Source organism: Candidatus Magnetobacterium casense (genome assembly GCF_019173545.1).
GTDB classification, from domain to species: domain Bacteria; phylum Nitrospirota; class Thermodesulfovibrionia; order Thermodesulfovibrionales; family Magnetobacteriaceae; genus Magnetobacterium; species Magnetobacterium cryptolimnobacter.
In genome coordinates, this window is record NZ_JABXWD010000378.1 from 1 (window position 1) to 3236 (window position 3236).

Genomic DNA, 3236 nt, shown 5'->3' on the forward strand with positions numbered 1-3236 from the left:
TGCCCTGTTGAACCGCAAAGGTAGCAGTCACGTTTTTTGCTGCATTCATCGTAACGGTACACTGGTTGGCAGAGACGGTGTCACAGCCAGTCCAGGAGGAAAATACGGAACCTGTTGTCGGGGTTGCCGTCAGTGTAACGACGGTGCCGGATGTGTAGGTTGCCGTGCCGGATTTGCCGGTCCAGGTCAGGATGCCCGATGAGGCCGTCACGGTACCGGTGCCGGTGCCGGCAAGGGTAACATTGAGCGTGTTTACCTGATACGTCATGGAGATTACACCGGATATGCTGCTGGTGGTTGTGCCATTGGAGGATTTTATGCGGTAGTAGTAAGTAGAGCCGTTCTTTAATCCGGTATGGTCATAGGAGGTATTGTTTGTGGTAAATGCCCCGGAGTTGTTTGTTTCGTTGACTGAAGCCAAGTCCTCGCCCCAGTAGATCACATAGGTGTTTGCACCTACTACGGCGTTCCAGTTAAGGCGCAGTCCGCCATCGATCTGTGTTATCGCAAAGCCCATTGGTATAGGAAGCGCAACCGCTGATGTGGTAAACTTCTGGATGCGATTGTTTTTTTCATCAGCGACGTAGACGTCGTTGGAGGCATCTATGGAAATGCCGGCAGCACTGTCAAACTGACCATCCTCAAGACCTGCGCTACCCCATTTGGCAATAAACGTGCCGGTTGAGTTAAACTGCTGGATACGGTTGTTGCCATAGTCGGCGACGTAGACGTTGCCTGCCCTATCGACAGTCACACCGTAGGGGACATTAAAGTTGCCATCCGTTGGGCTGTTGTTACCCCACTTGGTTATAAATGCGCCGGTTGAGCTGAATTTCTGTATGCGACTGTTGTCATAGTCAACAACGTAGACATTGCCAGCCGTATCAACGGCAATGCCCTTTGGGGTACTGAATTGGCCATCGCCGCTACCGGAGCTGCCCCATGCACCCAAGAATCCTCCCCTCGTACTAAATCTTTGAACCCTGTTGTTAGCGGTATCGGTGACATAGACATCTGTTGGGGCAGTACCGACAGCCCCGACTGCTATCCTGTGAGGGCTTGAGAATTGGCCGTTGCCAGTGCCGGAACTACCCCACGCCGTTATGAACGTGCCGGTTGAATTAAACACCTGGATACGGTCGTTGCCAGTGTCGGCGACGTAGACATCGCCAGCGGCATCTACGGCTATACCAAATGGAGAGGAGAATTGACCGTTACCGGTACCAAAGCTCCCCCAGGAAGATACAAACTGACCATCCTTTGTGAACTTCTGGATACGGTGGTTGTCCTTGTCAACGACGTAGACGTTGCCCGTCATGTCAGCGGCCACGTCTATGGGGGCTGCAAATTGGGCATCTTTATTGCCACTGCCACCCCATTTCGTATAAAACGTGTATGTCCCTGCGGCTGCAGAGCCGGCCAGGAAAAACGAAATCATAATAAAAATCGCTATTGCATTAAACATCGCCTTATTTCGCATAACAGGTACAAGCCTCCTTAATAATATCATGTCTGTTTATTATGGTTTTATAGTGGCCCAGGTTTTCCCTGCTCCACTCTATTCCTTCTTTCTTTCCAGGTAAATGGTCTCAATATCGACCTTAAACTGCCTTGCTATATCGAGTATGTCTTCAATCCTGTCATAGAGGTCCTTATCGTGGTCTGAAGAGTTCCGGCATTTCAGGGATTCTCCCAGCACCTCAAGTTTTTTCTTGCACCTCTTGCCAAGTTCCGTGATGGTATCCATTTCGGCAAAGAACCTCCCCAACAACTCCCAGGCAACCCCCCTGTCACACCTGAAGGCTATTCTTATCGCTATAATATTTTCCTTTACAAACTCAATGAATTTATACAGGCTCAACTTCTCCAGGGTCTCAGGCTTTATGTTATTGATGTATGCCTCTATGCCCTGTGTGCCATCAAAGTCCTTGAGCAATGGCACCAAGGTAGATGTTATTATATCCCTTGTAAGTTCCTCTGTGGTCTTCATGGTTTATAAGACTCTGAAGTGCATCTGCCGACTTATTTACTCTCCTGTCTGACCAGGTTGTTACGGTACTGGATGTAGGCATCGCGCAGGGCAATGTAGGGGTCAACGGCAGAAGTTTTGAGGTCCTCATAATCTCCTATCTGCAGGGAGGTTTTGTTAAAATACCTGTAGACGTTGAGCGAAAGAGAGCCTTCCAGGCTGCCGACATAGCTGATTGGGCTAAGGGCCTGGTCGCCGGCGTAGCCAAAGGAATCCCTCAGGGTCATTGGGCCAAGAAACGGCCAGACTATATAAAATCCATGACCTATCCCGTAGGAGCCGAGCGTCTGTCCGATGTCTTTCCTGTTTGCCTCCAGGTTGAAGTTAGCCGCTGCCACATCGCCCAGGCCAAAGACCCCCAGAGTCGTGTTTATCCCAAAGCGTGCCAGTTCAATCCCAGCATCCTCAAGCTTAAGCTGCAGCAGCGAACTCACAAAGCGTATTGGCGTTAACAAGTTGTGAAAGAAGTTGCTTATGAGACCACGTTCAGGTTCGTCTATAAATGCATTGTATGGGCCGCTCAATGGCCTTATCAGCCAAAAATAGACCTTATCGTTAAACTCAAACATTATACGGTTTGTGACCTCAAAGGGGTCTGCTATGGTGTTATCGGTTGCTTCGCTGTTATTACCGGAGCCATTATCGGCAACAACCGGTTTTTTCATGTAATCCTCACCCCACGCCTTTACATCACCGTAAAATGCCTCGATGGTAAAAAGCAACACGACGTTGACGACAACCAATAAACAGAAATTCCTCACTCTCAGTCTGTTAAACATAGAAATCCTCCAAAGTTTTTTTTATTATACAGCATGAAATATAACAGCTATTGCAGCAAAACGTTCAGGATCGAAATCCTCACCAACCCATTCAACCATATAATCGTGCTCGACATGTTCCGGATCAGAGATTACCTTCAGGAGGTCTTCATACCCCCATGGCCCTCCACAATCATCAGGTGGACATGCACGTTTACCTGTTATGCAGATTGGATATTTGATGGTCGCATCCCTGGGCAGTATCTTCTCTAATAGTATATTGTGTTCCCAGTTATCTCCAAAATCATATGTATATAAAGCCTTTTTGTTATCCATCGAAAAATACGCAGGGATGCTTATTTTGTCTTCAAGGAGGCCGTCTTCCTTAGTTTCACCTATTGAATCCCGCAGACCGGTCCTGGGGTTGATAATCTCAAAGGCGTGCAGGT

At 48.4% G+C, this 3236-nt stretch carries 4 protein-coding genes; all 4 read right to left on the reverse strand.

What is annotated here, in order from left to right; genetic code table 11:
- A partial coding sequence (locus HWQ67_RS15100) for an InlB B-repeat-containing protein (protein ID WP_218253521.1) occupies positions 1 to 1480 on the reverse strand: 1480 nt, incomplete at its 3' end.
- Positions 1481 to 1558: 78 nt separating this feature from the next.
- Positions 1559 to 1990, reverse strand: coding sequence for a hypothetical protein (locus tag HWQ67_RS15105; RefSeq protein ID WP_218253522.1), 432 nt, complete (start codon positions 1988 to 1990; stop codon positions 1559 to 1561).
- Between the two features lie 32 nt (positions 1991 to 2022).
- Positions 2023 to 2808: an MlaA family lipoprotein gene (locus HWQ67_RS15110; RefSeq protein ID WP_218253523.1), complete on the reverse strand. Its 786-nt coding sequence runs from the start codon at positions 2806 to 2808 to the stop codon at positions 2023 to 2025.
- 24 nt (positions 2809 to 2832) lie between these two features.
- Positions 2833 to 3236 (reverse strand): plasmid pRiA4b ORF-3 family protein (locus HWQ67_RS15115; protein WP_218253524.1); only part of this gene is annotated, 404 nt, incomplete at its 5' end.